The 25856-nt window shown below is 31.5% G+C and carries 22 protein-coding genes; 12 read left to right on the top strand and 10 right to left on the bottom strand.

Annotated elements, in window-relative coordinates:
* Positions 1 to 18: 18 nt before the first annotated feature.
* From HB672_RS09325 to HB672_RS09340, 4 genes are all read right to left on the bottom strand, one after another.
* Complete coding sequence (locus HB672_RS09325) at positions 19 to 2016, bottom strand: LptF/LptG family permease (protein ID WP_167611414.1); 1998 nt, start codon at positions 2014 to 2016, stop codon at positions 19 to 21.
* A 9-nt stretch (positions 2017 to 2025) separates the two neighbouring features.
* A complete protein-coding gene (locus HB672_RS09330) occupies positions 2026 to 2667 on the bottom strand; it encodes an outer membrane lipoprotein carrier protein LolA (protein WP_167611417.1) in 642 nt (213 codons plus the stop codon).
* A 26-nt stretch (positions 2668 to 2693) separates the two neighbouring features.
* On the bottom strand, positions 2694 to 5105 hold the full coding sequence (locus HB672_RS09335; RefSeq protein ID WP_167611421.1) for a DNA translocase FtsK: 2412 nt from the start codon (positions 5103 to 5105) through the stop codon (positions 2694 to 2696).
* A 64-nt stretch (positions 5106 to 5169) separates the two neighbouring features.
* On the bottom strand, positions 5170 to 5538 hold the full coding sequence (locus HB672_RS09340; protein WP_167769579.1) for a diacylglycerol kinase family protein: 369 nt from the start codon (positions 5536 to 5538) through the stop codon (positions 5170 to 5172).
* Positions 5539 to 5715: 177 nt separating this feature from the next.
* On the opposite strand from HB672_RS09340, the gene HB672_RS09345 reads away from it, so the two are divergent.
* On the top strand, positions 5716 to 6237 hold the full coding sequence (locus HB672_RS09345; RefSeq protein ID WP_167611424.1) for a fasciclin domain-containing protein: 522 nt from the start codon (positions 5716 to 5718) through the stop codon (positions 6235 to 6237).
* 77 nt (positions 6238 to 6314) lie between these two features.
* On the opposite strand, the gene tpx is transcribed toward HB672_RS09345, so the two are convergent.
* Positions 6315 to 6821, bottom strand: coding sequence for a thiol peroxidase (tpx, locus tag HB672_RS09350; protein WP_167611427.1), 507 nt, complete (start codon positions 6819 to 6821; stop codon positions 6315 to 6317).
* 183 nt (positions 6822 to 7004) lie between these two features.
* Here tpx and katG point away from each other — a divergent pair, with 183 nt between their 5' ends.
* Positions 7005 to 9206 carry a catalase/peroxidase HPI gene (gene katG, locus HB672_RS09355; protein ID WP_167611430.1) on the top strand — a complete coding sequence of 734 codons (2202 nt, stop codon included), beginning with the start codon at positions 7005 to 7007 and terminating at the stop codon, positions 9204 to 9206.
* 66 nt (positions 9207 to 9272) lie between these two features.
* Positions 9273 to 9749: an ankyrin repeat domain-containing protein gene (locus HB672_RS09360; protein ID WP_167611433.1), complete on the top strand. Its 477-nt coding sequence runs from the start codon at positions 9273 to 9275 to the stop codon at positions 9747 to 9749.
* A 71-nt stretch (positions 9750 to 9820) separates the two neighbouring features.
* Here HB672_RS09360 and HB672_RS09365 read toward each other — a convergent pair whose 3' ends face one another.
* Both HB672_RS09365 and nhaC read right to left on the bottom strand, forming a co-directional pair.
* Positions 9821 to 10459: a peroxiredoxin gene (locus HB672_RS09365; protein ID WP_167611436.1), complete on the bottom strand. Its 639-nt coding sequence runs from the start codon at positions 10457 to 10459 to the stop codon at positions 9821 to 9823.
* 99 nt (positions 10460 to 10558) lie between these two features.
* The gene (gene nhaC / locus HB672_RS09370) at positions 10559 to 12052 is read right to left on the bottom strand and encodes a Na+/H+ antiporter NhaC (protein ID WP_167611439.1); all 1494 of its coding nucleotides are present in this window, start codon (positions 12050 to 12052) and stop codon (positions 10559 to 10561) included.
* 90 nt (positions 12053 to 12142) lie between these two features.
* On the opposite strand from nhaC, the gene HB672_RS09375 reads away from it, so the two are divergent.
* Complete coding sequence (locus HB672_RS09375) at positions 12143 to 13165, top strand: metal-dependent hydrolase (RefSeq protein WP_167611442.1); 1023 nt, start codon at positions 12143 to 12145, stop codon at positions 13163 to 13165.
* On the opposite strand, the gene HB672_RS09380 is transcribed toward HB672_RS09375, so the two are convergent.
* Both HB672_RS09380 and HB672_RS09385 read right to left on the bottom strand, forming a co-directional pair.
* Positions 13158 to 13790 (bottom strand): MarC family protein, encoded by a 633-nt coding sequence (locus HB672_RS09380; protein WP_167611446.1) that lies wholly within the window; start codon positions 13788 to 13790, stop codon positions 13158 to 13160. The two genes, HB672_RS09375 and HB672_RS09380, sit on opposite strands and share 8 nt — an antisense overlap.
* Before the next feature lie 27 nt (positions 13791 to 13817).
* Positions 13818 to 15023, bottom strand: a complete 1206-nt coding sequence (locus HB672_RS09385) for an aminotransferase class I/II-fold pyridoxal phosphate-dependent enzyme (protein ID WP_167611450.1) — start codon at positions 15021 to 15023, stop codon at positions 13818 to 13820.
* A gap of 164 nt (positions 15024 to 15187) precedes the next feature.
* Between HB672_RS09385 and HB672_RS09390 the strand changes: the two genes are divergently transcribed.
* Positions 15188 to 15646, top strand: a complete 459-nt coding sequence (locus HB672_RS09390) for an Lrp/AsnC family transcriptional regulator (RefSeq protein ID WP_167611453.1) — start codon at positions 15188 to 15190, stop codon at positions 15644 to 15646.
* Positions 15647 to 15650: 4 nt separating this feature from the next.
* Positions 15651 to 16277: a CPBP family intramembrane glutamic endopeptidase gene (locus HB672_RS09395; protein WP_167611456.1), complete on the top strand. Its 627-nt coding sequence runs from the start codon at positions 15651 to 15653 to the stop codon at positions 16275 to 16277.
* 146 nt (positions 16278 to 16423) lie between these two features.
* Here HB672_RS09395 and HB672_RS09400 read toward each other — a convergent pair whose 3' ends face one another.
* The gene (locus tag HB672_RS09400) at positions 16424 to 16627 is read right to left on the bottom strand and encodes a hypothetical protein (RefSeq protein ID WP_167611459.1); all 204 of its coding nucleotides are present in this window, start codon (positions 16625 to 16627) and stop codon (positions 16424 to 16426) included.
* 261 nt (positions 16628 to 16888) lie between these two features.
* Between HB672_RS09400 and HB672_RS09405 the strand changes: the two genes are divergently transcribed.
* From HB672_RS09405 to HB672_RS09430, 6 genes are all read left to right on the top strand, one after another.
* Positions 16889 to 17605 (top strand): hypothetical protein, encoded by a 717-nt coding sequence (locus tag HB672_RS09405; protein ID WP_167611462.1) that lies wholly within the window; start codon positions 16889 to 16891, stop codon positions 17603 to 17605.
* Positions 17606 to 17614: 9 nt separating this feature from the next.
* Positions 17615 to 20386 (top strand): TonB-dependent receptor, encoded by a 2772-nt coding sequence (locus HB672_RS09410; protein ID WP_167611465.1) that lies wholly within the window; start codon positions 17615 to 17617, stop codon positions 20384 to 20386.
* 11 nt (positions 20387 to 20397) lie between these two features.
* Positions 20398 to 21591, top strand: a complete 1194-nt coding sequence (locus HB672_RS09415; RefSeq protein WP_167611468.1) for a DUF4249 domain-containing protein — start codon at positions 20398 to 20400, stop codon at positions 21589 to 21591.
* A gap of 7 nt (positions 21592 to 21598) precedes the next feature.
* Entirely contained in the window at positions 21599 to 23338 is a 1740-nt protein-coding gene (locus tag HB672_RS09420) for a hypothetical protein (RefSeq protein WP_167611471.1), read from the top strand.
* Positions 23339 to 23454: 116 nt separating this feature from the next.
* Complete coding sequence (gene lpdA / locus HB672_RS09425) at positions 23455 to 24855, top strand: dihydrolipoyl dehydrogenase (RefSeq protein WP_167611474.1); 1401 nt, start codon at positions 23455 to 23457, stop codon at positions 24853 to 24855.
* 15 nt (positions 24856 to 24870) lie between these two features.
* Positions 24871 to 25836, top strand: coding sequence for a hypothetical protein (locus tag HB672_RS09430; RefSeq protein WP_167611477.1), 966 nt, complete (start codon positions 24871 to 24873; stop codon positions 25834 to 25836).
* Positions 25837 to 25856: the final 20 nt, after the last annotated feature.

A 25856-nucleotide genomic window follows, 5' to 3' on the forward strand; every position in this document is an offset into this window, starting at 1 on the left:
ATATTGCTTATTTTAAACCTATCTAATTTGTTTTAAATCTTCTTTCATTTTCTTTTTGTAAAAATTGAAATAAAGGAAGTATAATGGAATACCTACAAGTATTATTATAAAAATGTTTGAAGATATATTTCGGTTTAGCAGTTTATAAAAGTTTACTTGACTAAGAAATGATTTGGCTAGTGTAATTAAAAAAAGTATTGCTGAAATACCTCCAATAACTATTAGAACTTTGCCTAATACAGGGAAACCATTGTTGTTTAAAACTAATCCAGATAGTAAAGGTATTATATATATAAAGTATAGTTTATGAGTTAATTTTGAATTTTCAACGTAAGAATCTTTGTAGCGCAAAGCATTTTCATAGTTTTCATTCTTTAAATTCCCTCCAAATCTTAGTTCTTCTTCGGTGATTCCTCTTGAATTCAATATTTTAATAGATGAGTTTCGGTAGCTTTCGTCTAAATCGTATTGACGATAGTTTTTTACAATATCTATTAATTTTTTATCGGAATATCCTTTAATATTTTCATATTCTGATGAGCTTTCGTCTAAATATGCATTTGGGTTTAATGGAGCCACAGTTGCTTCTTTAGTTAGAATGTTTTTAATTGGTAATAATATACCATCTAACTCAAATAGAGACCTATCCTTTGTTGCCCTATTAGTTAAATAAATACTTAAAGGAAGCATGATTATTGTAGAAAGCCAAGATGCTATTACTGGATCTATACTGTTATCTTCAGCACTATTTTTTGCAGCAATACCAATAAAGTGATAGGTAAGAAACAACACTATAGCTATAACAATTGGCAAGCCAATTCCTCCTTTTTTAATAAGCGCTCCTAATGGCGCTCCAATAAAAAATAGGATAATACAGGCAAAAGCTAGAGCAAATTTCTCGTAGTAAGCAATAATATGTTTATTGAGGTTTTTATTCTCAATTCCTTGATTTTTAAGTTTACTACTAATTGTAGCCAAAGAAGTATTTATAGAACTTAGAGCGTTTTGAATTGATTGTTTTTTTTCAAGATTTTTTTTTAACACATCAATGACACTTTCTTTACTAAATATGGTATTGACATTCTTTTGATTAACATTTAAATTAAGAGTTGGTGCAGAAGTTCTTGCGTATAAATCGAAGGCTAACTTATCATAGTCATTCTTCTTTTTTATTTTTAGAGAGTCAATAGTATATGTTAATTCATTAATATTTAACATAGAATATCGAGCAGTAACAGTTTTGTTCTCAAAATCTACATTATCGATTTGTGCCAAGTCGATATAAAAAGTATTTTTTTCGAACGTACTTTTTACAAAAGGGAGGTTTTTTGTACGCTGATTATAATCTTTTGGTTGTAATTTTTCATAATAATTACCATTAAAGAGTACGAGCTCAAGTACGTTAGAATCGTCATGGCTAATTAATTCGCCAGTTTCTGCAGTAATTGTAGTATGGTAAACATCGTTTTTGTTCTTTTTTTTGTGAACAATAACCTCTTCTAGATACTGACCTCTATCTCCGCTTTTATCTTTAACCTTGATGTTTATAAGATCTCCTACTTGGTTAAATTGCCCTTTTGCAATGGCCATTGCTGGTTTTTTTTTGGCAATATTTCTTCTGAGATTATAAAAATTGAATTCAGCACTAGGAATGACGTTATTAGCAAAGAAAAAAGTAATTATTGAAAGCCCAAAAATAAACACACCTAAACTACGCATTGCTCTCTGTAAAGAGATGCCTGTAGATTTCATTGCGGCAAACTCATAGTTTTCGGCAAAACTCCCAAAGACCATAATTGATGAAAGTAATATGGTAAGCGGTAAAACAAGAACTATAATTCTTGGTGATACATATAGCAGAAATTTGGCTATAATATCCAGTTCTAAATCTTTACCAGCAAGTTCGTTGATATATAGCCAAACAGATTGTAAAACAAAAATCAGCATGAGAATAATAAACACGCTGAAAAAGGTTTTTAAATACGTTATTAGTATGTATCTGTCTAATATTTTCACAGAGAAAACCTAGTCTAATTTATTGATGTAGTAATCTTTATACTTCTTTTCATCAAAGGTAAACAAGGTTTTTGATAATGGCTCATTTGTTTTAAAAGAATTAACAGTGATGGTTGTTTTTGTATTATTAACTCCAACTTCAATAAGGTTATATATATGCTTGGTTTTTACATCAATTCCTAAAAGCACATTTTTAATTTCAGAGTTAGAATCTATTGGAATTAATTTCACATATTGAATTTTTCTGCCTTTGACATTCTGGACAATATCCATTTCGTAATTATAGCCATCTTTGTAAAACGATAACATTTTACTAGGAGTGATTGTGCTTTCATCCTCGGTATTTTCACTAGATATAGTCACTTCCTCATCTTCAGGGCTAATATTATAAAGTGTTTTTCCATCATAAATTCTTGTGACACCAAACGCATTTAAAACATATTTGTCACCTTGTAAAACTACATCACCACGCATTTCCTGTTTAATGTTTTCTTCAGTATTAACTAAAACATACTTAAAGCCTATTGAAATATTATCGTAGCTCTTGGCAATGGTATTTACTTCATCTAACAGTTTTTTTGCATCGTTAGCGTTTTGGGAAAACACTAATGATTGGCTGATTAATAATAATGTAATTAATAATTTTTTCATTTTTTTTATTACTTAGTTTTTTTTTATCAATTTTCGTTTGCTAGAAGCTGATCTAAAGCTGCTAAATCAGGCACCAAGACTTGTCTAGCTTTACTACCTTCAAATTGACCAACAATTCCAGCAGCTTCCAATTGGTCTATTAATCTTCCAGCTCTATTATAGCCTAATTTGAGTTTTCGTTGTAATAAAGAGGCTGAACCTTGTTGTGCTGTTACAATAACTTCGGCAGCTTCTCTAAATAATTTATCTCTATCAGATATATTTATATCAATACTTGTGCCAGTTTCTTCACCCACAAACTCAGGAAGTAAATGTGCATCTGGATAGGCTTTTTGTGATCCAATAAACTCTGTAATGCGTTCAACTTCTGGCGTGTCAACAAAAGCGCATTGTAAGCGAATCATATCATTACCTTGCGTGTAAAGCATATCACCACGACCTATTAATTGGTCGGCTCCAGAGCCATCAAGAATAGTTCTAGAATCAATTTTTGAAGTTACTCTAAAAGCGATTCTTGCAGGGAAATTTGCTTTAATAATACCAGTAATGACATTTACCGAAGGGCGCTGTGTTGCAATAATTAAATGAATACCAATAGCACGTGCTAATTGCGCTAAACGTGCAATAGGCGTTTCTACTTCTTTACCAGCGGTCATTATTAAATCTGCAAACTCATCAACAACCAAAACAATATAAGGTAAGAATTGGTGGCCATCGTTTGGATTTAGTTTACGTGCTCTAAACTTTTCGTTATACTCTTTTAGGTTTCTACAAAATGCATTTTTAAGCAATTCGTAACGGTTATCCATTTCAATACACAAAGAGTTAAGTGTATTAATAACCTTTGTGTTATCAGTGATTATAGCTTCTTCACTATCTGGTAATTTGGCTAAATAATGACGTTCTATTTTATTGAAAAGTGTTAGTTCTACCTTTTTCGGGTCAACCAGAACAAATTTTACTTCTGCGGGATGTTTTTTATAAAGCAATGAAGTAAGCACTGCATTTAATCCAACTGATTTCCCTTGACCTGTAGCTCCTGCCATTAATAAATGTGGCATTTTTGCTAAGTCCACTACAAACGTTTCATTACTTATGGTTTTACCAAGTGCAATTGGTAGTTCCATTTTTGATTTCTGGAATTTTTGTGACGCAATTACCGAATGCATGGATACGATGGTGGCGTTTTTATTTGGCACTTCAATACCAATGGTACCGCGACCAGGAATTGGTGCAATAATTCGAATACCTAAAGCAGAAAGAGATAGAGCAATATCGTCTTCAAGATTTTTTATTTTTGAAATACGCACACCAGCTTCTGGAACAATTTCGTAAAGTGTTACAGTTGGTCCAATAGTAGCTTTAATACTGGCGATACCAATTTTGTAATTGTTAAGTGTGCTTACAATTCTATTTTTATTTTCTTCTAATTCTTCTTGATTGATAGTGATACTCTCAGTATCATATTTTTTTAGAAGATCTAAAGGTGGAAATTTGTAATTCCCCAATTCAAGAGTAGGGTCAAAGCGTCCAAAATCCTCAACTAATTTATCAGCAAGGTTGTCTGTTTCAGATTTTTCTTCTCTAACGGCTTCAACTTTCATTTCCAAATCATCTTCTGGTTCGGTTGCTATTTCAACTTCTAATTTCTTTTCAGGCTCAATAACCTTTTCTTTTTTAGCATCCCGAGTTGAATGATTTGTAATTGTTGGCTCAAGGTTTTCTAACGGAATTTCGAAAGCAGATTTAATGTCTTCAGCTTCAGCAGACAAATTGTTATCTACAGGGATAAATTCTGATTCTTTGGCATCAGTATCTTTCTTTTTGATAAAGTCCTTTTTCAATTCTTTTTTAGCAGAATTAAATAGATTACCAAAATGTTGGGGCGTTAATTTTAAACGAATTGCCAAATATGCTATTAGGCAAAGTAAAAGAAATAGTAGTGTGCCAATTTTACCAATATAATCTTGCAGAAAATCATTTAGTTCAAACCCAACTGTTCCGCCTAATATTGATGTTTTACTAGCTGCGAATCCTAATAGTATAGACATCCACATAACGCTTAGTGTTCCCCAAAACCAATGACGCCAAAGACGTGCTTTTTTTATATCAAGTAGTACATAAATACCTGATAAAAATATTAAACCTGAGAATATGAACGATGCTAAACCAAACCCTCTGTAAATAAATAAATCGCTAACCCAAGCACCAAACTTGCTCATCCAGTTTTGAGCTTCAACTTCTCGTGACGTAAATTGATTTAAAACACTTTGATCTGCTTGTCCAGTAAAAAAGAAAGATAGGAATGCCAGAAAAAGGAGAATACCAAGAATTAAGAGCAAACTACCAAAAACTAACTTTTGTTGATTAGATAATGATAAATTGGGTTTTTTTCTTGTTGATTTACGCTTTTTTGTGGTTGGTTTTTTCTTTGCCATTAACACTTACTTACTATGAAACAAAAATACAAATAACTAACGTTTATCCTAATGGTTATAGTATTTAAGTCATCTTTGGTAAATATATTATTAAACCAGCAATAACTGCAGCAATAGAAGCAATAAAGACAGCTCCTGCGGCTATGTCTTTTATATACCCTATTTTCTCATGCTTTTCAGGATGGATAAAATCTGCAATGGCCTCTATGGCTGTATTTATGCCTTCAATACTCATTACTAATCCAATTGCTAGAATTTGTATTAGCCATTCGCTAGTCGATATTTGAAAGTAAAACCCAGCAAATGTCATTATTATGCCAATCACTAATTGGACTTTAATACTAGCTTCCGTAGTTATTAATAGAGATGCTCCTCGCGTAGCGTAGCCAATACTTTTTATTCTTTCATTAAAAAACGATGACTTTTTGGTCATATTATGATATTCTGTCAATGATTAAATTTTATCTAAAGTACTAATATAATGGTTTCTTAAGTATTCTCTTATCCATTTTAATAATTGATTTTAGTTAAAGTTATTATAAATATTTTCTATTATGTTTAATTAATACATAAATTTGTTAAACAAAATAGCTATAAACAAAAAACTGTTATGAAAACGAAAAATTTATTTAAAACTATTGCTATTGCTTTTTCTTTATTAATTGGAGGAAATATGCTTGCTCAAGACAAAAACATTGTTGAAACTGCAATTGCATCTAAAGATCACACAACATTAGTGGCTGCTGTTAAGGCTGCAAATCTTGTTGGTATTCTATCTGGGGAGGAGCCTTTTACGGTATTTGCTCCAACTAACGCAGCATTTGCAAAATTACCAACCGGAACAGTAGATAATTTACTTAAAAAAGAAAATTTAGCTACACTACAAGGTGTATTGACCTACCATGTAGTAGCAGGGAAATTTAGTGCAAAAGATGTTATTGCTTTAATCAAAAAAGGAAAAGGAAAAGCAGTTATTCCAACAGTGCAAGGCGGAAAAATATCTGCAATGATTATGGACGGTTCAGTCTATATTGCTGATGAAAATGGAAATAAAGCTAAAGTTACTGCTGCAGATTTGGACCAAACTAATGGTGTAATTCACGTAATTGATTCGGTAGTTTTACCGAAATAGTGGTGGTTGGTTGATTGATAGCGGAAAAGCCTCTTCATTTGAAGAGGCTTTTTTATTTTATAATTAATTTGGAGCAGTTATATAGACTCTATAGCTTCAAGCGCTTCCTCATAATTTGGTTCTTGACCAATTTCTGGAACTTGCTGTGTATAAGCTATTTTACCTTCAGTATTGATAATAATAATGCACCTGGAAAGTAATCCATCAAAAATACCGTTTGTCATGAGTAATCCATAAGTATTACCAAATTCTCCATTTTTAAAGTCTGAAAGCATTATGACGTTTTCTAAACCTTCAGCAGCACAAAACTGCTCTTGTCTAAACGGCAAGTCTCTGGAAATGCATAAAACCTTAGTGTTTTCAATTTCCGAAGCTATTTTATTAAATGCTCTTACAGACGCTGAACAAACACCAGTGTCTACACTTGGAAAAATGTTTAGCAACAAATTTGAATCGCTAAAATCATCTAAAGTTTTTGTTGAAAGATCAATTGCTACCAAATTAAAGTTTTGAGCTTTTGATCCAATTTCTGGTAAATTTCCAGAAGTCTCTATAGGGTTCCCACCCAAAGTAATATGTGCCATAAATTAATATTTAAATTAATTAATAAAATTAAAACTATTTAATCAGATAACCTTAATCATAACTCTTTTTGTATTATAAATTTTATTGATTTTAATATAGCATATTAAAAAGGCTTTTATGTGTAAACATGAAGAGTATTCTTTAACTTTATGGAATTAGAATTTAATTTAAAAACTTTAACAATGGAAAACAATAAGATGAGTGGAGACATTAACGATTGTCCCTTCCTTAGTGGAACTCAAAAAAACAGTGCTGGTGGCGGAACTAGTAACCGTGATTGGTGGCCTAATGAATTAAAATTAAATATTTTGCGTCAGCATGCATCTAAGTCTAATCCATTAGGTGATGATTTTGATTATGCTAAAGCATTTAGTAGCGTGAATTTTGCTGAACTAAAGAAAGATGTAGTTGATTTAATGACAGATTCTCAAGATTGGTGGCCAGCAGATTATGGACATTATGGACCATTAATGATTCGTATGGCATGGCATAGTGCTGGAACTTACCGTGTTGGTGATGGTAGAGGAGGTGCTAATACAGGAAATCAGCGCTTCGCTCCTTTAAATAGTTGGCCAGACAATGGAAACTTAGATAAGGCTCGTTTATTATTATGGCCAGTTAAAAAGAAATATGGCAATAAAATTTCTTGGGCAGATTTAATGATTCTTGCAGGTAATTGTGCATTAGAGTCTATGGGTTTTAAAACATTTGGTTTTGCTGGAGGTCGCGTTGATGTTTGGGAACCAGAACAAGATGTTTATTGGGGTTCTGAGACAGGATGGTTAGATAATGATGATCGATATGATACAAGTGATGGTGATTTGGAAGGACATTTAGGAGCTGTACACATGGGATTAATTTATGTAAACCCTGAAGGGCCTAACGGAAATCCAGATCCGTTAAAATCAGCACATGATATTAAAATTACTTTCGGTCGTATGGCAATGAATGATGAAGAAACAGTCGCTTTAGTAGCTGGAGGTCATACCTTTGGGAAAGCTCACGGTGCTGCAGATCCTGATAAATATGTTGGCACTGAGCCTCATGGAGCTTCAATTGAAGAGATGAGTACAGGTTGGAAAAATTCATTTGGAACAGGAGTATTGGATGATACGATTACCAGTGGTTTAGAAGGTCCATGGACTCCAAATCCTATTAAATGGGATCATGATTATTTTGATGTTCTATTAAATTATGAATGGGAATTAACCAAAAGCCCTGCAGGAGCACATCAATGGACACCAACTGCTCAGTCACATGCTAGAATGGCACCAAAAGCTGGTGATCCTAATGGGAAGCAAGCTTTGATGATGTCAACAGCAGATATGGCTTTAAAAATGGATCCAACATATTTAGAGATTTCTAAGAAATTCCATAAAGACCATAAAGCTTTTGAAGATGCTTTTGCAAGAGCATGGTACAAATTAACCCATAGAGATATGGGGCCAATCGATCGTTATTTAGGCCCTGAAGTTCCAAAAGAAGAATTATTGTGGCAAGATCCTGTACCAAAAGTAGATTATACACTAAGTGCTTCAGATATTGAGTCTCTTAAAAAAATGGTATTGGACTCAGGCTTATCTATTTCTGAATTAGTAAGAACAGCTTGGGCTTCTGCTTCGACCTTTAGAGGTTCTGATATGCGAGGTGGAGCTAATGGTGGGCGCATTCGCTTAGAACCGCAAAAAAGTTGGGAAGTAAATAATCCTGTTGAATTAGACAAAGTTTTAAATGCATTAGAAGGTGTTAAAAATGAATTTAGTGGAACAATTTCTATGGCTGACTTAATTGTTTTAGCTGGTACAGCTGCAATTGAAGAAGCTGCTAGAAATGCTGGATACAATGTTACTGTGCCATTTGCTCAAGGTAGAGGAGATGCAACTCAAGAGCAAACAGACTTAGAATCGTTTAGTTATTTAGAACCTATAGCAGATGGATTTAGAAACTACATAAAATCTGATTTACAAGTAGCAGCAGAAGATTTGTTGGTGGATCGTGCGAACCTGCTAACGCTTTCTATTCCTGAAATGACAGCCTTAATTGGTGGTTTACGCGGGTTAGGTGCTAATTATGATGGTTCTAGCTATGGTGTGTTTACAAATAAGGTAGGAAGTCTTACAAATGATTTCTTTACTAATATATTGGATTTCACGTATACTTGGAGTGCCACTTCTCAAGATGATAGATTTTTTGAAAGTAAAGATCGTAGAACTGGTAAGGTAAAATTTACCGCAACTAGAGCAGATTTAATTTTTGGTTCTAATACGGAGTTAAGAGCTGTTTGCGAAGTTTATGGCGCTAACGATGGTCAGGGCAAATTCGTAAAAGATTTTGTTACAGCTTGGACAAAAGTGATGAATTTAGATCGTTTTGATTTAAAATAAGAGCCTACATTACTATAAAATTAAGGGATGGGAAGCATAATCTTATCCCTTTGTAAACAAAGATATATGACGAGAGATATTGATCTTTTTTTTGAATCTATTAGAATAGGTGATAAATATAGACTTGAGGCTTTATTGGGAATTAATCCTGGATTAGTTAATACTCGTGATTCACGTGGTTTCACACCACTTATTTTTGCTACGTATTTTGAAAATGAAGAAATCACTAACTTTTTAATTGAGAAGAATGCTGATATTAATGCAAAAGACAATTCAGGAAATACAGCTTTAATTGGAGTGTGTTTTAAGGGTAATGCAACTATAGTTAATTTATTAATTGAGAAAGGGGCAGATATTAATGCAACTAACAATAATGGATCCACACCATTAATATTTGCAACACTTTATGATAAGGAGAATATTGTTAACTTATTATTAAATGCTGGCGCAAATAAATCTATTAAAGACTTTGAAGGAAAAACAGCTTATGATTATGCTTTGGAGAAAGAATTTAGTCATTTTTTAAAACCCTTAAATAGTTAATAAAAATAATTTTCAATAAAAAAGCCACTTCATTTGAAGTGGCTTTTTGCTTATATACTTATTAATTAACCTTAGTTAACATGCTTTTCTAAAAATTCAGCAGTTGATTTATGATCAGCTTTCATACCTTCAGAACCTTTACTCCAGTTAGCTGGACATACTTCACCATTTTCTTCAAAAAATTGTAATGCATCTACCATACGTAAAGCTTCGTCAACATTTCTTCCAAGTGGCAAATCGTTAACTAATTGATGACGAACAACTCCTTCTTTGTCAATTAAGAATAATCCTCTGTAAGCGATTAATTCACCTTCAGATTGTAACATATCGTTTTCGTCGTAATAGGTTTCACCAGCCAATACATCGTAGTTAGCAGAAATTGTTTTGTTAGTGTCTGCAACTAAAGGATATGTTACACCTTTAATACCACCTTGGCCTTTATCCATTTGTAACCAACCAAAATGTGATTGCTCAGTATCGGTTGAAACACCAACTACAGCAACATCACGTGCTTCAAAGTCTGCTAATCTACTTTGAAATGCATGCAATTCTGTTGGGCATACAAACGTAAAGTCTTTCGGATAAAAGAAAAGAACTACATGTTTCTTTCCTAAATATTGATCTAATGAAAAGTTTTCAGCAAACTCACAGCCATTTATTACTGCTTGTGCGTTAAATTTTGGAGCTTTTTGCCCTACTAATACTGCCATTTTTTATTGTTTAAGTTTATTTAAATTTTGATGACAAATATACACAACAGTATATGCCAAAAATGGCTTTGCAATTTAAATTTTTTATGAACCAATAAGTTATACTGATTTGGTTTTAAGCTGCTTTATTTTTATTGAGAATGCAGCAAACAACAAGGTCATAAACGGACTTAAAATACTAAAAAATGCATAAGGTATATATGCTGTTGCACCTGCATATCCAAAGAGTACTTTAGAGTGGTAAGCGCCACAAGTATTCCAAGGCACTAATACTGAGGTTACTGTTCCTGAATCTTCTAGTGTTCTACTTAAATTTTCAGGAGCTAGACCTTTGTCTTCATATGCTTTTTTAAACATTTTTCCAGGAACCACCAATGCTAAATATTGGTCAGATGCAGTAACGTTTAGAGCTAAGCAACTTGCTACTGTACTTGCAAATAAACCAAAAGTTGTAGTTGCTAAGCTTAAAAGAGAATTCGTTATTCTAGCTAATGCTCCAATAGCATCCATTACACCACCAAAAACCATAGCACAAATAATCAACCAAATAGTCCCTAACATTCCTGCCATTCCTCCAGCTGTAAACAAGTCGTTTAATTCTGCACTTGAGGTTTCTACAGCTGTATCTACTGTCATAGCATTCATAATACCTTTATAGGCAGATTGAAATGTCAAACTATCTGCTCCTGCAATTTTGGCAACTATATCTGGTTGTGCAATTAAAGCTGCTGCACCACCAAAAAGGGCGCCTAGTAGCAAAGCTATAAGTGGAGGTGTTTTTTTAACAATCATTACAATAACTAGAACTGGAACCAAAAATAGCCAAGGACTTATGTTAAAAGCACCGTCTATGGCACCTAATTTATCTTGAATTTGTGGTGTACCAGTAATATCTAAATTTAACCCAATGATTATAAAAATTATTAAAGTAATAACTATGGTTGGTATTGTTGTTAAAGACATATATCTAATGTGATCAAATAATTCACCTCCTGCCATAGCAGGCGCAAGATTTGTAGTATCGCTTAACGGAGACATTTTATCACCAAAATACGCTCCTGATAATACAGCACCAGCTGTCATTCCCATTGAAATGCCTAATGTTTCCCCAATTCCTACAAGTGCAATACCTACTGTTGCAGAGGTTGTCCAGCTGCTTCCTGTTGCTATTGAAATTATTGCGCAAATAATAACGCATGCTGCTAAAAATATGGTTGGATTAAGAATTTGTAATCCATAATAAATCATGGTTGGAATTACACCACTAATCATCCAAGTGCCTGCTAATGCACCAACCATAAGAAGAATTAATAAAGCTCCTGTAGTAGATTTAACATTTTCGGCTACTTCACTAAGCATTTGTTTATAGGACACTTTATTATAAAAACCAACAATAGCTGCAGCTGCAGCTCCCATTAGAAGAATAAACTGATTACTTCCACTTAATGCATCATCACCAAAAACATAGATGTTATATGCTAACATTCCAACTAATGCAAAAACAGGAATTAGAGCTTCCCAAATATTTAATTCTACATTTTCAACTATGTGTTCATCTTGAGGTACTCTGGGTTTAATATCTTTGCTTTCCATAAATGTTTCGTTAGTTTTTTGCTTTGTAATGTTACGATTTTGTCAAGAGGTTTCCAAATCGATTTTGTTATGTACATTTGTTGAACTTTTATGGATTCACTTACTCAAATAGTTTTAGGTGCTGCTTGTGGAGAAGCTGCTCTAGGTAAAAAAATTGGTAACAAAGCGCTGCTCTTTGGTGCTATTGGTGGAACTATTCCAGATTTAGATGTGTTTGTTGGTCGTTGGATTTATAATAACGAAATTGATATTATGGCCTTTCATAGAGGGTTTATGCATTCCATTTTGTTTACTGTTATAGGTGCCTTTATTTTTGGATGGATAACTTACAGACTCTATAATAGAGGAAAGCGCAAAGGCACTACAATTCGAAATAACTGGATTTGGTTATTCTTTTTGTCATTGTTCACGCATCCTATTTTAGATAGTTTTACACCCTATGGTACGCAGTTGTTTACGCCTTTTTCAAATTATCGAGTAGCGATTAACAATATTTCGGTTGCTGACCCAATGTACACTGTCCCTTTTCTTATTTGTATGATTGTGTTGATGTTTTTTAAAAGAAGCACCTATAAACGTAGATTGTGGTTGAAATTTGGTTTGGGAATAAGTTCTGCATATATGTTGTTTACTCTTGTGAATAAAATTTATATCACATCTATTTATAAAAAATCATTACAATCTGAAGGTATTTCTTATTTACGATTTCAAACTCAACCTTCAATTTTTAATAATATTCTTTGGTATGGTGTTGCTGAAACCGAAACTGATTATTATGTAGGTTTTTATTCCTTGTTTGATTTATCTTCAAAAGTTGAAACTTGGAATAAGTTACCGAAAAACCATCATCTAGCACCAGTTGACAATAAAGATATAAAGACTTTAGCATGGTTTAGTAACGGTTATTACAACCTTATTGAAAAGAAAGAAGGCATATTGAGATATAATGACTTACGTTACCCATCATTTGATAAGGATGACCCTAACAATGCCATTTTTAGTTTTACTATGAAAAAAGAAGGTGAGCGTTGGAATATATTACCATTTGATGGTAAACCACCATCTAGTGAAGATTTTTCATATTTCTGGGAACGTATTAAAGGTGTTAACTAATTATATCAATTATAATTGGTTTTAGTCCACTAAAAAAGAACTCGACAGCTATAACCATAACTATGAGTCCCATTAATCTCATCATTACATTAATTCCAGTTTCTCCTAAAATTTTTATAATTCGTGATGAACTGTAAAGAATGATATAAGTTAGGAGGATTACAATTAGTACTGCAAAGATTAATACTGCTTTTTTTTCAATGGAATTGGCATCTTCCATCATAACAATCGCATTAGTTAAAGCACCTGGTCCACAAATCATTGGTATGGCAAGAGGTGTCACTGAAATATCGTTTACGTATGTTTTTATTTCAGCCTCTTTTAGTTTTACTTTTCCTAATCTGGCTTGTAACATATCCATACCCATTAAAAAAAAGATAACACCCCCAACAATTCTAAAACTGTTAACAGATATACCAAAGAAATTAAATAAGACTTGGCCAGAAAAGGCAAATATTATTATTGTGACAAATGAAACAATAGAAGCTTTTTTTGCGGTTTTAGTCCTATGACTTTGATCTAAATCAGCAGTCATAGTCATAAAAATAGGCATTGTTCCAAATGGATTTATTAATGTAAAAAACGAAGTGAAGGCTAAGATTCCAAATCCAACAATTTCTGTCATAATCACTTTAATCTAAGAATTAATGTATCAAGGTTTTAAAACATCTAATTTTATCATACAATCTTTCATCATATTATATGTACGCTCAATATCAGCATCCAAACCAATTGAGAATCTAATTAATCCATCGCTTAATCCCATTGCTTCTCGTTCTTCGTCTGGAATTTCAGAGGATGTTGAACTTCCAGGTGCAGAAAACAATGTTTTATAAAATCCTAGACTAACAGCTAAATACCCAAGGTTTTTTTCTTGCATTAACTCCATAAGTTCGTTAGCTTTATCAATAGAGCCAACATCAATGGTTAGCATACCTCCAAAGCCGTATTTATCATACATCATCGATTTAAATAAACTGTGAGAAGGATGCGATTTTAAACCAGGATAGACTGTTTTTAAGCCATCTTTCTCAAATTTTTCGGCTAAAAAGGCAGCATTTAAACTATGTTGTTGCATTCTAATGTGAAGTGTTCTTAAGTTTTTTAGTACAGATGCAGATCGTAAACTATCCATAGTAGAGCCTAGGAGCATGCAAGCACCATTATTTACATTTCGTAAGTCATCAATAAACTCTTGAGTTCCACAAATAACACCAGCAACAGTGTCAGAAGAGCCATTGATGAATTTTGTCAAACTATGTACCACAACATCTGCGCCCAATTTTGCTGGTGAAATAGATAGTGGTGAAAAAGTATTATCTATAACTAATTTTAAATTATGTCTTTTTGCAATGTCTGCTAACCCTTTTATATCAGCGACCTCCAGCAAAGGATTACTAACAGACTCACAATAAATAACCTTTGTGTTTTTAGTGATCGATGCTTCAACAATGTCTAATTTAGTAATATCTACAAATGAGGTTTCAATATTAAACCTTGGAGTAAAATTCTTTAAAAAGGCATAAGTACCACCATAAATAGTTCTACTTGATATTACATGATCCCCAGAGCTACAAAGTTGCATGATTACAGGTGTTATAGCACCCATTCCAGAAGCAGTTACAGTAGCTGTTTCAGTACCTTCCATAGCAGCGAGTGCTTCACCTAAGTATAAATTTGAAGGTGAGGAATGACGCGAGTATAAATAGCAGCCATCTGCATTCCCTTCAAAGGTATCGAACATGGTTTTTGCAGATAAGAATGTATAGGTAGATGAATCTGAAATAGAAGGGTTTACACCTCCAAATTCTCCAAAGTATTGTAAATCTTGAATGTTATTTGCTGGCTTAAAAGACATTGTATCGGTTTTTAACGTTGTACTTTACAAAGTTCTTCTAAATAAGAATAATAATCAACAGATATTATGTAGTTTAGAAAATAAAACTGCATTACATCGATAAAATTGAATAATTTTAATTGTTTTTAGTAATATGGTAACTTATACTGAAAAAATTATCGATTATGAAATTTGATGCTATTGACAACAATCTATTGGAGCTCTTGCAAAGAGATAGTAAGCAAACAAATAAAGAACTATCAAACAAGTTAATGCTTTCTGTAACAGCAGTTTACGAACGCATAAAAAAACTAGAAAAAGCTGGTGTTATTGAAAAGTATGTGGCTTTAGTAAACAAAGAGAAGATTAATAAATCTTTTGTTGTTTTTTGTAGTATAAAATTGGTACAGCACACAAAAGACTATGTTGTTAAATTTGAACGAGAAGTTGCTAAATTAAATGAAGTAGTTGAATGTTACCACATAAGCGGTGATTATGACTATTTACTAAAAATTCTTGTTGAAGATATGGAAGCATACAGAGAGTTTATGGTAAAAAAGCTTACTACAATAGACCATATTGGGAGTACACACAGTGCTTTTATGATTAATGAGGTAAAGCATACTACATCAATAAATTTATAACTGCATGTCATCAGCTTTCTTTAAGCTTTCAGAGTTCTTTTTAATTTTTATAATTATCCCTATTGCTTTTGCACTTGATTTCAATGTTTGGGTGAAGTTAATTCTTGGGTTATTTGGCTTTATCTATATTATAGTATTGCTTGTAAAAGTAGAAAAACTTAGTTTTGATATTGCTCCAAATTTAAATTGGAAGTCATTTTTTAAAAGAGTTTTCATAAAGCTCATGGTAATAGCAGTAGTTACAAGTCTTTATGTGTTTATTACCGACAAAGAATCGCTTTTCAATGTGGTGATTGCAAAACCAAAGCTTTGGGTTGTAATCCTAATAGTATATAGTTTGTTTTCGGTGTACCCGCAAGAATTGATTTATAGAACTTTTTTCTTTAAGAGATATAAAGCGCTAATTAGTAATAAAGTACTTTTTATATTTATCAATGCTATTGTATTCTCACTCGGACACATTTTCTTTAGAAACACCTTAGTTTTAATACTCACATTTTTTGGAGGGTTGCTTTTTGCATTTACTTATTCCAAAACAAAATCGACAATTTTGGTTAGTATTGAGCATGCAATTTACGGTTCTTGGTTGTTTACTGTAGGGATGGGAGATATGTTAGGTTTTCCTACTTAAAAAAGTGTTCAAATATGACAATAAAAAGTCATCTCTACCTTTTAATGTATTATGCAATAAAGAGTAAAGTGAAGTCTAAAAAATTAAAGAATATTTAGAAATAGATAAGAGTTGAGCAAAAAGCAACTCCATATTGTAGGGTTGTGCTAACCTACTTTATTTAAAAGTTTGCCATTTTTATATTCGCCAAGAACAATAACATCTTTCGATTTCTCGTACTCTTTAATGGCAAATTCCATTTGCTTTTCGTTGTCTCTTCGTATTTTTATACCAGTTTTAGATCCTCTGTTTCTTATTTCAATATAAAATCCGTCTCTTAAATCTAAAGGCTTTGTTGCTGGTCTCCCCATGTTTGTAATGTTTTAAAAATTTAACTGATGTTTATTAAAGTGTTGACTTTTAATAAAAATCATAGTTCTACAATATACAATAACTTTTGACTTATAAAATAATTGTTGATAAATATTAATTATTCTAGTATAGTTTCTACATTGCACTTCATTGAAACATCACTAGAAAACTAATTGGCAGTATTGAACCTGCTTAATATTTTAAGTTTTGTAAGATTTTTCTAATGTTATATACTATATTTAGCTGTTAATTAAATTTTAATGAGGAAACTATTTTTTGTTTTTATTCTTTCTGTTTTTCAAAGTGTTACTTCTAATGCTCAAACAAGTGATTTAGAAAAGGAACTTTTAGTATGGTTTGATACAGAAAACGATGTTACGAGTAGTAATTTAATAAATGGAGTCGAGGTTGTTGAAACCTTATTGGCTTATAAAGATTCGCATAAATATTATAAGTCACCTTATTTTGTTTCTGGAAGTATAAACTATCTAGATCAGAACTATTATAATGTGTTAATGATGTATAATATTTTTGAAGATAAAGTCATTATAAAATTTAATGAAGGAAAAAGAACATCTATTATTCAACTCATGGATAATGAAGTTAAGAGTTTTAGTTTGCTGAACACCCATTTTGACAGATTAAAATTTAATGATAATAATGGTTTTTTTGAGTTAATAAAAGTATATAGTAAGTTTAAGTTATATAAAAAGCATAAAAAATATACAGTAGCTAAAACCAACACAGGAAAAAGTACAGTAAGACATGAATTTGTTAAAGCTAAGGATGTTTTTGTAATTGAATATGGAACAAATTATTCAACTATTGAATCAAAGAATGACTTATACGACTTGTTTCCAAATATTAAAAGAGAAATAAAAAATATGTTTAATAAAGATAAAGAAGTGCAATCGGCATGGAGAAAAAAGGAAATGGAAAATGTTTTTAAACAGATTGAAAATTTATTGCCAAACTAATTATTTTAGATGAAGAGATTTTTACTTCCCATGTTATTTTACTTTTTTGTTTTTGGCTCCCAAGCTCAATCTAATACAGAAACAATATCTATAACTTATGATAATGAAACAATTGAAGAGGTTTTTAATCAAATTGAAAAGCTAACTTCTTATAAATTTTATTTTCACAAAAAGTGGTTAGAAAATCAAAAGATTACTGGAAGCCATAACAATAAAACTGTTGCATACATTGTAGGTGAAATCCTTAAAGCAACTAATTCTAATTTTTATATTACTAATGATAAAAGAATAATTCTAACAGGGAATATTGTAGTATACAATTCATTACCAGAGGGTTTTAACAAAAGCAAGAAATCTTCTAAAATCAAAACTGAAACCTTAGATAATTCAGATGATGTTCCAGTTTTTTTTGACGAAAAAAAATCGAATAATTCAACCCAAATTGAAACGGTTAGAGTTGGTAGGGCAAATAAGACATCAACCAAAAAAATATTTACTTTAAAAGGACGAGTAATAGATTTTGGAACAGGCACTAATCTTTCTAATGTCAGTTTACGCGTAGTTAATACTAATACTGGAGCTACAACCAACAGTAATGGTTTGTATAGTATTGAACTTCCTTTAGGAGAGCATATTTTAGAAATAACATCTTTAGGTTTTCAAAAAATACAAAAAAGACTTCTTATTTATAATGACGGAAATTTAGATTTCGAATTATTTGAAGATTTAGAAGAATTAGATGAAGTTGTGATTGATGCAGATGTAGATGAAAACACAAGAGGGATTATATCTGGATTAACAAAACTAGATGTTAAAAAAATTAAGACAATTCCTTTAGTTTTGGGAGAACGAGATGTTTTAAAAGTTGCCACTACTTTACCTGGAATCTCAAAGGCAGGTGAGGGATCTTCTGGTTATAATGTGAGAGGTGGAAAAGAAGACCAAAACTTAATACTATTAGATGGTGCTGTTGTTTATAACCCAAGCCATTTTTTCGGGCTCTTTTCTGCACTAAATCCATTTAGTATCGGTGAAGTAAATATATATAAAGGAAATATTCCTGCAGAATTTGGTGGTAGACTATCCTCTGTGTTTGATTTAAAAACAAAAAAAGCAGATAAATCAAAAATTACAGGTGAAGCATCAGTTGGACCTGTAACTAGTAATATCTCATTAGAAATACCAATAGTTAAAGAAAAAGGGTCATTATTGGTTGGTGGAAGAGGCGCTTATTCAAATTGGATATTAAAATTATTAGACGACAAAGAAATTAGTAAAAGTAGTGCATCGTTTTATGATTTTATAGCTAAGTATGACCATGAAATAAATGAGAAAAACGATTTAAGTGTAACAGGCTATTATAGTAAAGATGACTTTAGTATTTCATCGGATTCGTTATTTAGTTACAAAAACAGATTAGTTTCACTTAAATGGGATAGCAAAATTAATAAGAAAAGCACAGGGAGTTTGCAACTAACAAATAGTAATTATTCTTTTAATATTCTATATGATGGAGAAGCAATTAATGACTTTAATTTAGGCTATAACTTAAATGAAACAGAGTTAAAGTTAAAAGTAAAGTACTTATATAATAAAGATTTAAGTTTTGATTACGGTTTGGCTGGAAAACTATATAATATTAATCCTGGAGAAAAAAAACCTACAGGAAACACTTCTATAATAAAGACTACCACGATACCGAAAGAAAAAGCTATAGAAAGTGCTGCGTTTATTTCTGCAAAATATAATGTAACAGAAGATTTAGCAATAAATGCAGGAATAAGATATGTTAATTACGCTTTTTTAGGAGAAATTTCACAACGAACATATTTAAAAGACGAGCCCAAGTCTACAGCAACAATTAAGGATACTTTGTACTACAGCAATAATGAAACAGTAAAAACTTATGGTGGACCGGAGGCAAGAGTATCAGCAAGATATTTTATAACGCCAGATGTTTCCTTAAAGGCAAGTTATAGCAACATGTACCAATTTATTCATACATTATCCAATAACACAACAGCATCTCCAATAGATACATGGAAATTATCCGATTTAAATATTAAACCTCAAAAATCTCAACAATATTCATTGGGGTTATTTACGAACTTTAATGATAATTTATATGAGCTAAGCCTAGAGGGTTACTATAAAACCACCAACAATGTACTTGACTATAAAGTTGGAGCAGAATTATTGCTAAACACCACTTTAGAAACCGAAGTTTTGCAAGGTAAAGGAAAATCGTATGGTTTAGAGCTTTTATTAAAAAAAAGTGAAGGCAATTTAAATGGTTGGATTGGTTACACATACTCGCAGTCATTAATTAAATTAGACAGCCCTTTTCCAGAAGAGGTCATAAATAAAGGACGATATTTTCCAGCAAACTTCGATAAACCACACGATTTTAGTTTGGTGTCAAATTTTAAATTTACTAAACGATTTAGTGCATCAATGAATTTTGTTTACCAAACAGGTCGCCCAGTAACTTACCCAATTGGAAGCTATTACCAAAACGGACAAGAAATTGTTGTTTATAGTGACCGTAATAAATTTAGAATACCAGATTATTACAGATTGGATTTAAGCTTTAATGTTGAAGGAAACCATAAAATAAAAAAATTAGCGCATAGTTTTTGGAATATTTCTGTGTATAATGTTTTAGGAAGAAACAACCCTTATTCTGTGTTTTTTGTGAATGAAGATGGTGAAATTAGTGCTAAACAAGCCTCAATTTTTTCCATTCCTATTCCAACAATTACTTACAACTTAAAATTTTAAACATAAGTTTTATGAAATTATATAAACGCCATATAACGGGATTAATTCTTATAATAACTGTTCTTTTGAGTAGTTGTGTTGAACCTTTTGAATATGAATCTGAGAATTTTGAAAAGCTAATAATTATCAATACAGTTATAACAGACGAGATTAAGCAACAGGTAGTATATATAACTAATACAACGCCAATTGATGAACATTATGTTTCTCCTGAAACTAATGCCCAAGTAATAGTGAAAGATGATATTGGGAATCAATATGTGTTTTCTGAAACAGAATTTGGAAAATATATTTCTCAAAATCCATTTGCAGTAATTCCAGGAAGGAATTACTCATTGAATGTAGTAACAAGTAATGGCAGAGAATACTACTCTGAAGAGGTAAATCTAGTTTCAGGTAAAAAACCTGTAAGTGTTAATCCTATTAGACGCGTAAATGACGATGGTATTGTTGGTGTCGATATTTTAGTAAATAGTTTTGACGAGACTAGCAGCTCCAATTATTACAGATATGAATACGAAGAAACATATAAGATTATAGCACCAAATTGGAGTCCATACGATATAGTTCCAAGTGGATTTGGCTGCGGTAGTCCCTTTACTTTAGTTCCAAAGCAAACAGAACAAAGAACTTGCTATAACACGGTTACTTCAAATGCTATCATACAAACTAACACCATTAACTTATCTGAAGATAGGGTTGGAGATTTTAGCGTTAGGTTTGTGCCAATAACTAACACAATTATTGCGCATAGGTATAGCATTCTGGTAAAGCAATATGTCCAGTCTAGAAACGCTTATGCGTATTATGAAAAAATAAATAAAAGCATTCAAGAAGGAAATGTGTTTTCACAATTACAAACAGGGTTTGTGCAAGGGAACATGTTTTCTAAAACTAATTCTAACGAAAATGTTATTGGTTATTTTGAAGTTTCTTCAGTAGTAACTAACAGAGTGTTCTTTGATTTTGAAGACATTTTCCCTGAAGAAAACAAACCTGAAAAAGAATGCGTTTTAATAACACCACCAGTTACTGAAGAAAGAGGGTGTGGTTTATTACCCTTTTTAGAAGATTCAGGCTATAAATATGTTGAAGATAATAATCAACAAGGAGAAGGAGAAGGTCCATACGTAATAACCCAACCTAATTGTGGAGATTGTACCAGAGAAGGATCTGCCGAAGTTCCAATTTTTTGGATAGAATAATAGCACTATGAAATTTAAAAAAATAATATTAGTTACTAGTTTTGCTTTACTCGCTATTTGTTTGAGTGCACAAACTAATACAGAAATGTCGCCATTAAAAAAGGATTTCCCAACCGAAAGTGTTTATGTACATTACAATTCAACATTACTATTCTCAGGTGAAACATTATATTACAAATTTTATAGTCTAAACAATTTTTCGAACAAGCTTTCTAATATTAGTAAAGTAGGCTATATAGAGTTAATAGATAAGAATAAACAAACAGTCTTTAAGCATAAAATAAGACTTAATAATGGACAAGGATTAGGAGATTTTTTATTGCCAAGTGATATTATTTCTGGGAATTATAAACTAATTGGTTATACTGCATGGATGAGTAATAATCAAGAAAACAAATTTTTTGATGCTGATTTAAAAATTATAAATCCTTACAAATCAATAAACGAAGCAACTATAAAAAATGATTCTCTAAACATCAAACCTAAAGGTGAGTTTAGACCTAATTCAACAGAAAACTTCGAATTAAAACTACAGAAAAGAGTATATAGAGTTAGAGATGAAGTTCCATTTAGTGTTGTTTCTGATGAAAAATTAGATAGTGATATTTCAATTTCAGTTCATAAAATCAACAACATAAAATCACCATCTTTACAATCAATAAAAACTTTTAGAGAAGAACAAGCAAATAATGTTGAGTACAAGACTGTTTCTAAGGAAAAAATTAAGGTTTTTCCAGAAATTAGAGGAGAAATTGTAAGAGGAACTCTTAAAAGTGGTACACAAGAAGTAGTAAATAAAAAAATCGCACTCTCAATACCAAGTGGAGGCTTGATAAATATTATAAAAACAGACAGCGAAGGTAGATTTAGCTTAAATGTGAATCAGTATTATAATAGTAATGAATTATATGCTAAAGTATTTGATGAAAACACCGATAATTATAATATTGAATTAGAACCTTTGTTTAAAATAGATTTCAAGGAGGTGAATTTTGAAGAATTCAGAATATTTGAAAGCGAAGTACCAAAAATTTTAGAAAGAAGCATTTTAAATCAAATAGATAATGCTTATTTATTTACTAAAACAGATTCTATTATTAAAAAAAAGCCATATTTACCATTCGATAAATCCTATGATTTAGTTTATGATTTAGACGATTATAATAGATTTTCAGATATGAGCGAAACTTTTATCGAAATAATCAATCAAGCTCAAATTTATGAAGTTTCTAACGATGATTTTCAATTTGCAATATTAAACAATAAAGGTTCTTTTGATAAAAGCATACCACCTTTGCTGGTTATAGATGGAATAATTGTTAAGAACGCAAATCTCTTAGTTAATTATAATGCTAAAAGTATAAAGACAATAAAAATAATTAAAGATAAATACTTTTTGGGATCAGATATTTTTAATGGTGTTATAGTATTTCAAACCATTAATAACGATTTTAGTAGAAAAGTTGGAGACTATGTACTAAACAAGTTTGAGTTATATGATTTAGAGAAAATCAAGCACTATAAAAATGTGTCGTATAAGGGAAGTTTACTTACACTAAAAAATAAAATACCTGATTATAGAAGGCAACTCTATTGGAATGCTAGAGTAAAATTAAGCGGTAATACTAATAATTTTACGTTTTATACATCTGATAATACTGGTGAATTTGAAATTAGAGTTGAAGGATTTACAGAGCGAGGCGAACCAGTTTCTTTATCTTCAACTTTTACAGTTATAGAAGAATAATTCTCTTTGCTATTTACTCAAATATAAAGACAAAAATCGGCTAGCAATATTTATTGCTATTAATGGATATGTTTGTACTTTTGTATTCGATTTTTAATTGAAAGAAAACAAACTTTATGAACTCATACGATGTAGCCATTATTGGTTCTGGACCTGGAGGTTATGTAGCAGCAATTCGTTGTGCACAACTAGGAATGAAAACTGCAATTATTGAAAAATATTCAACGCTTGGAGGTACTTGTTTAAATGTTGGTTGTATACCAAGTAAAGCTCTTTTAGATTCTTCACATCATTATGAAGATGCTGTTAAACATTTTGAAGAACATGGAATAGAAATACCTGGTGATATCAAAGTTAATTTAGAAAAAATGATAGCTCGTAAACAGGCTGTTGTAGACCAAACTACAGGAGGTATTGATTTTTTAATGAAAAAAAATAAAATCGATGTTTACGAAGGTTTTGGAAGTTTTAAAGATGCCACTCACATCACTATTTCAGGAAAAGAAACTATTGAAATTGAAGCTAAAAACACCATAATTGCTACAGGAAGCAAGCCATCAACGTTACCATTTATTAAATTAGATAAAGAACGAGTTTTTACTTCTACTGAAGCTTTAAAATTAAAAGAAATTCCTAAGCACATGATTGTGATTGGTGGAGGAGTTATCGGCTTAGAGCTTGGTCAAGTGTATAAGCGTTTAGGAGCTGAAGTATCAGTGATTGAGTATATGGATAGGATTATTCCGACTATGGATTCTGGATTATCTAGAGAGTTAAATAAAGTACTTAAGAAGCAAAAATTTAAGATAAATGCCTCTCACAAAGTAAAATCTGTTGAAAGAGTAGGAGATGAAGTAATTGTAAAGGCAGATAATAAAAAAGGAGAAGAAGTCGAGTTTAGAGGAGATTACTGTTTAGTATCTGTAGGTCGCCGTCCATATACAGATGGATTGAATGCTGAAGCAGCTGGAGTAAAGCTAAATGATAGAGGACAAGTGGAAGTGAATGACCATTTACAAACAAGCGCTTCAAACATTTATGCAATTGGCGATGTTATTAAAGGCGCAATGCTTGCACATAAAGCTGAAGAAGAAGGTGTGTTTGTTGCTGAAACTATTGCAGGACAAAAACCACATATCGATTATAATTTAATTCCAGGCGTGGTTTATACATGGCCTGAAGTTGCTGCAGTCGGTAAAACCGAAGAAGATTTAAAAGAAGCTGGAGTAGAGTATAAAGTTGGTCAATTCCCAATGCGTGCTTTAGGACGTAGTAGAGCTAGTATGGATTTAGATGGATTTGTAAAAATTCTTGCAGATAAGTCAACTGACGAGATTTTAGGTGTACACATGGTTGGCGCTCGTGCTGCTGATATGATTGCAGAAGCTGTTGTAGCTATGGAATATCGTGCTTCTGCGGAAGATGTATCACGTATATCTCATGCACATCCAACTTTTACAGAAGCTATTAAAGAAGCAGCTTTAGCTGCTACTGATGATAGAGCTTTGCATATCTAAGTAGAAAGTTAGGAAATGATAAAAAAAACCACTTTTGAACAAGCTATAAGTAAATATAGATTGTTGTTGATAGTCATTATTTCCTTTAATTATGCCTATTCTCAGAAGGAATATTTGGTAAGGCAGAGTGGTGAACAAATTGAGTTTGTTAATAAAAATATTCGTAAAGATACTGTAGTGTTAAAGATTAATGGATCTAAGAATAAACTAAAGATTCCTGCTAAAGAAGTTAAAGGATATTATTTGAGTAATAGTAATGAATTCTATTATTTAAAACGCTCTACTGATACTCTAATGGGTAATAGTTATCAGTATTTCGTGAGGTTAAAAGAAGGTCATTTAAAAGTTTATTCTCCCCTTTGGTCTAGGCTACCTCCAAACGCTATTGGTGGAGGTCAAGTAAAAAATGAAGGTATTAAATATACTTCTATGTATATTGAAAAGGATGATGTTCTCAGACATGTTTGGTTTATTGGTTCTATTCTTCCAAAAAAGAAGGAGAAAAAAAAGAATTTTGAATCAATTATTTCAAGTGATTCGTTGTCGCTAAGCACTTTTAAGAAGGAAAATTACAAACATGATGCCGAGAGTATTTTCAATATAATAGAAGATTATAATTTAAGACATTATAATAAAAGATATGAAGGAGAAGTTGAGTTGGCTAAAGTAATTTTTTATAGAGAAAAAAGAAAGCAACATAAATCGAATGTAAATATTATTTTAGATCAGCAAGAATATAGTTTAGGTTTAAATGATGTGATAGAAGTAAATTTACCTGTAGACTCTGACTCTAAAATTTGTTTTTCAATCGATGGTAGCGATAAATGTTATTTATTAAGAGCCTCTTCTTTTTTTGATGAATGTTATGAAGTAGATATAAACAAAACGGGGATAATATCGATTAAAAGAAGAAATAGATACTCTGATTACCTTAAAGTAAGGCTAAAATACTTTGGCATGAAAAATCCTAAATCTAATTAGATGTTATTGAAAATCTATCG

The sequence above is a fragment of the Gaetbulibacter sp. S0825 genome (assembly GCF_011777505.1).
Lineage (GTDB): Bacteria > Bacteroidota > Bacteroidia > Flavobacteriales > Flavobacteriaceae > Pontimicrobium.

Excerpts from the sequence above, each read along its gene's own strand:
- HB672_RS09365 (WP_167611436.1), bottom strand. The coding sequence starts at position 10,459 with ATGGCAGTATTAGTAGGGCAAAAAGCTCCAAAATTTAACGCACAAGCA.
- HB672_RS09395 (WP_167611456.1), top strand. The coding sequence starts at position 15,651 with ATGTCATCAGCTTTCTTTAAGCTTTCAGAGTTCTTTTTAATTTTTATA.
- nhaC (WP_167611439.1), bottom strand. The coding sequence starts at position 12,052 with ATGGAAAGCAAAGATATTAAACCCAGAGTACCTCAAGATGAACACATA.
- HB672_RS09405 (WP_167611462.1), top strand. The coding sequence starts at position 16,889 with ATGAGGAAACTATTTTTTGTTTTTATTCTTTCTGTTTTTCAAAGTGTT.
- HB672_RS09400 (WP_167611459.1), bottom strand. The coding sequence starts at position 16,627 with ATGGGGAGACCAGCAACAAAGCCTTTAGATTTAAGAGACGGATTTTAT.
- HB672_RS09420 (WP_167611471.1), top strand. The coding sequence starts at position 21,599 with ATGAAATTTAAAAAAATAATATTAGTTACTAGTTTTGCTTTACTCGCT.
- tpx (WP_167611427.1), bottom strand. The coding sequence starts at position 6,821 with ATGGCACATATTACTTTGGGTGGGAACCCTATAGAGACTTCTGGAAAT.
- HB672_RS09390 (WP_167611453.1), top strand. The coding sequence starts at position 15,188 with ATGAAATTTGATGCTATTGACAACAATCTATTGGAGCTCTTGCAAAGA.
- HB672_RS09345 (WP_167611424.1), top strand. The coding sequence starts at position 5,716 with ATGAAAACGAAAAATTTATTTAAAACTATTGCTATTGCTTTTTCTTTA.
- HB672_RS09335 (WP_167611421.1), bottom strand. The coding sequence starts at position 5,105 with ATGGCAAAGAAAAAACCAACCACAAAAAAGCGTAAATCAACAAGAAAA.
- lpdA (WP_167611474.1), top strand. The coding sequence starts at position 23,455 with ATGAACTCATACGATGTAGCCATTATTGGTTCTGGACCTGGAGGTTAT.
- HB672_RS09380 (WP_167611446.1), bottom strand. The coding sequence starts at position 13,790 with ATGACAGAAATTGTTGGATTTGGAATCTTAGCCTTCACTTCGTTTTTT.
- HB672_RS09360 (WP_167611433.1), top strand. The coding sequence starts at position 9,273 with ATGACGAGAGATATTGATCTTTTTTTTGAATCTATTAGAATAGGTGAT.
- HB672_RS09430 (WP_167611477.1), top strand. The coding sequence starts at position 24,871 with ATGATAAAAAAAACCACTTTTGAACAAGCTATAAGTAAATATAGATTG.
- HB672_RS09385 (WP_167611450.1), bottom strand. The coding sequence starts at position 15,023 with ATGTCTTTTAAGCCAGCAAATAACATTCAAGATTTACAATACTTTGGA.
- HB672_RS09375 (WP_167611442.1), top strand. The coding sequence starts at position 12,143 with ATGGATTCACTTACTCAAATAGTTTTAGGTGCTGCTTGTGGAGAAGCT.
- HB672_RS09330 (WP_167611417.1), bottom strand. The coding sequence starts at position 2,667 with ATGAAAAAATTATTAATTACATTATTATTAATCAGCCAATCATTAGTG.
- HB672_RS09415 (WP_167611468.1), top strand. The coding sequence starts at position 20,398 with ATGAAATTATATAAACGCCATATAACGGGATTAATTCTTATAATAACT.
- HB672_RS09340 (WP_167769579.1), bottom strand. The coding sequence starts at position 5,538 with ATGACCAAAAAGTCATCGTTTTTTAATGAAAGAATAAAAAGTATTGGC.
- katG (WP_167611430.1), top strand. The coding sequence starts at position 7,005 with ATGGAAAACAATAAGATGAGTGGAGACATTAACGATTGTCCCTTCCTT.
- HB672_RS09410 (WP_167611465.1), top strand. The coding sequence starts at position 17,615 with ATGAAGAGATTTTTACTTCCCATGTTATTTTACTTTTTTGTTTTTGGC.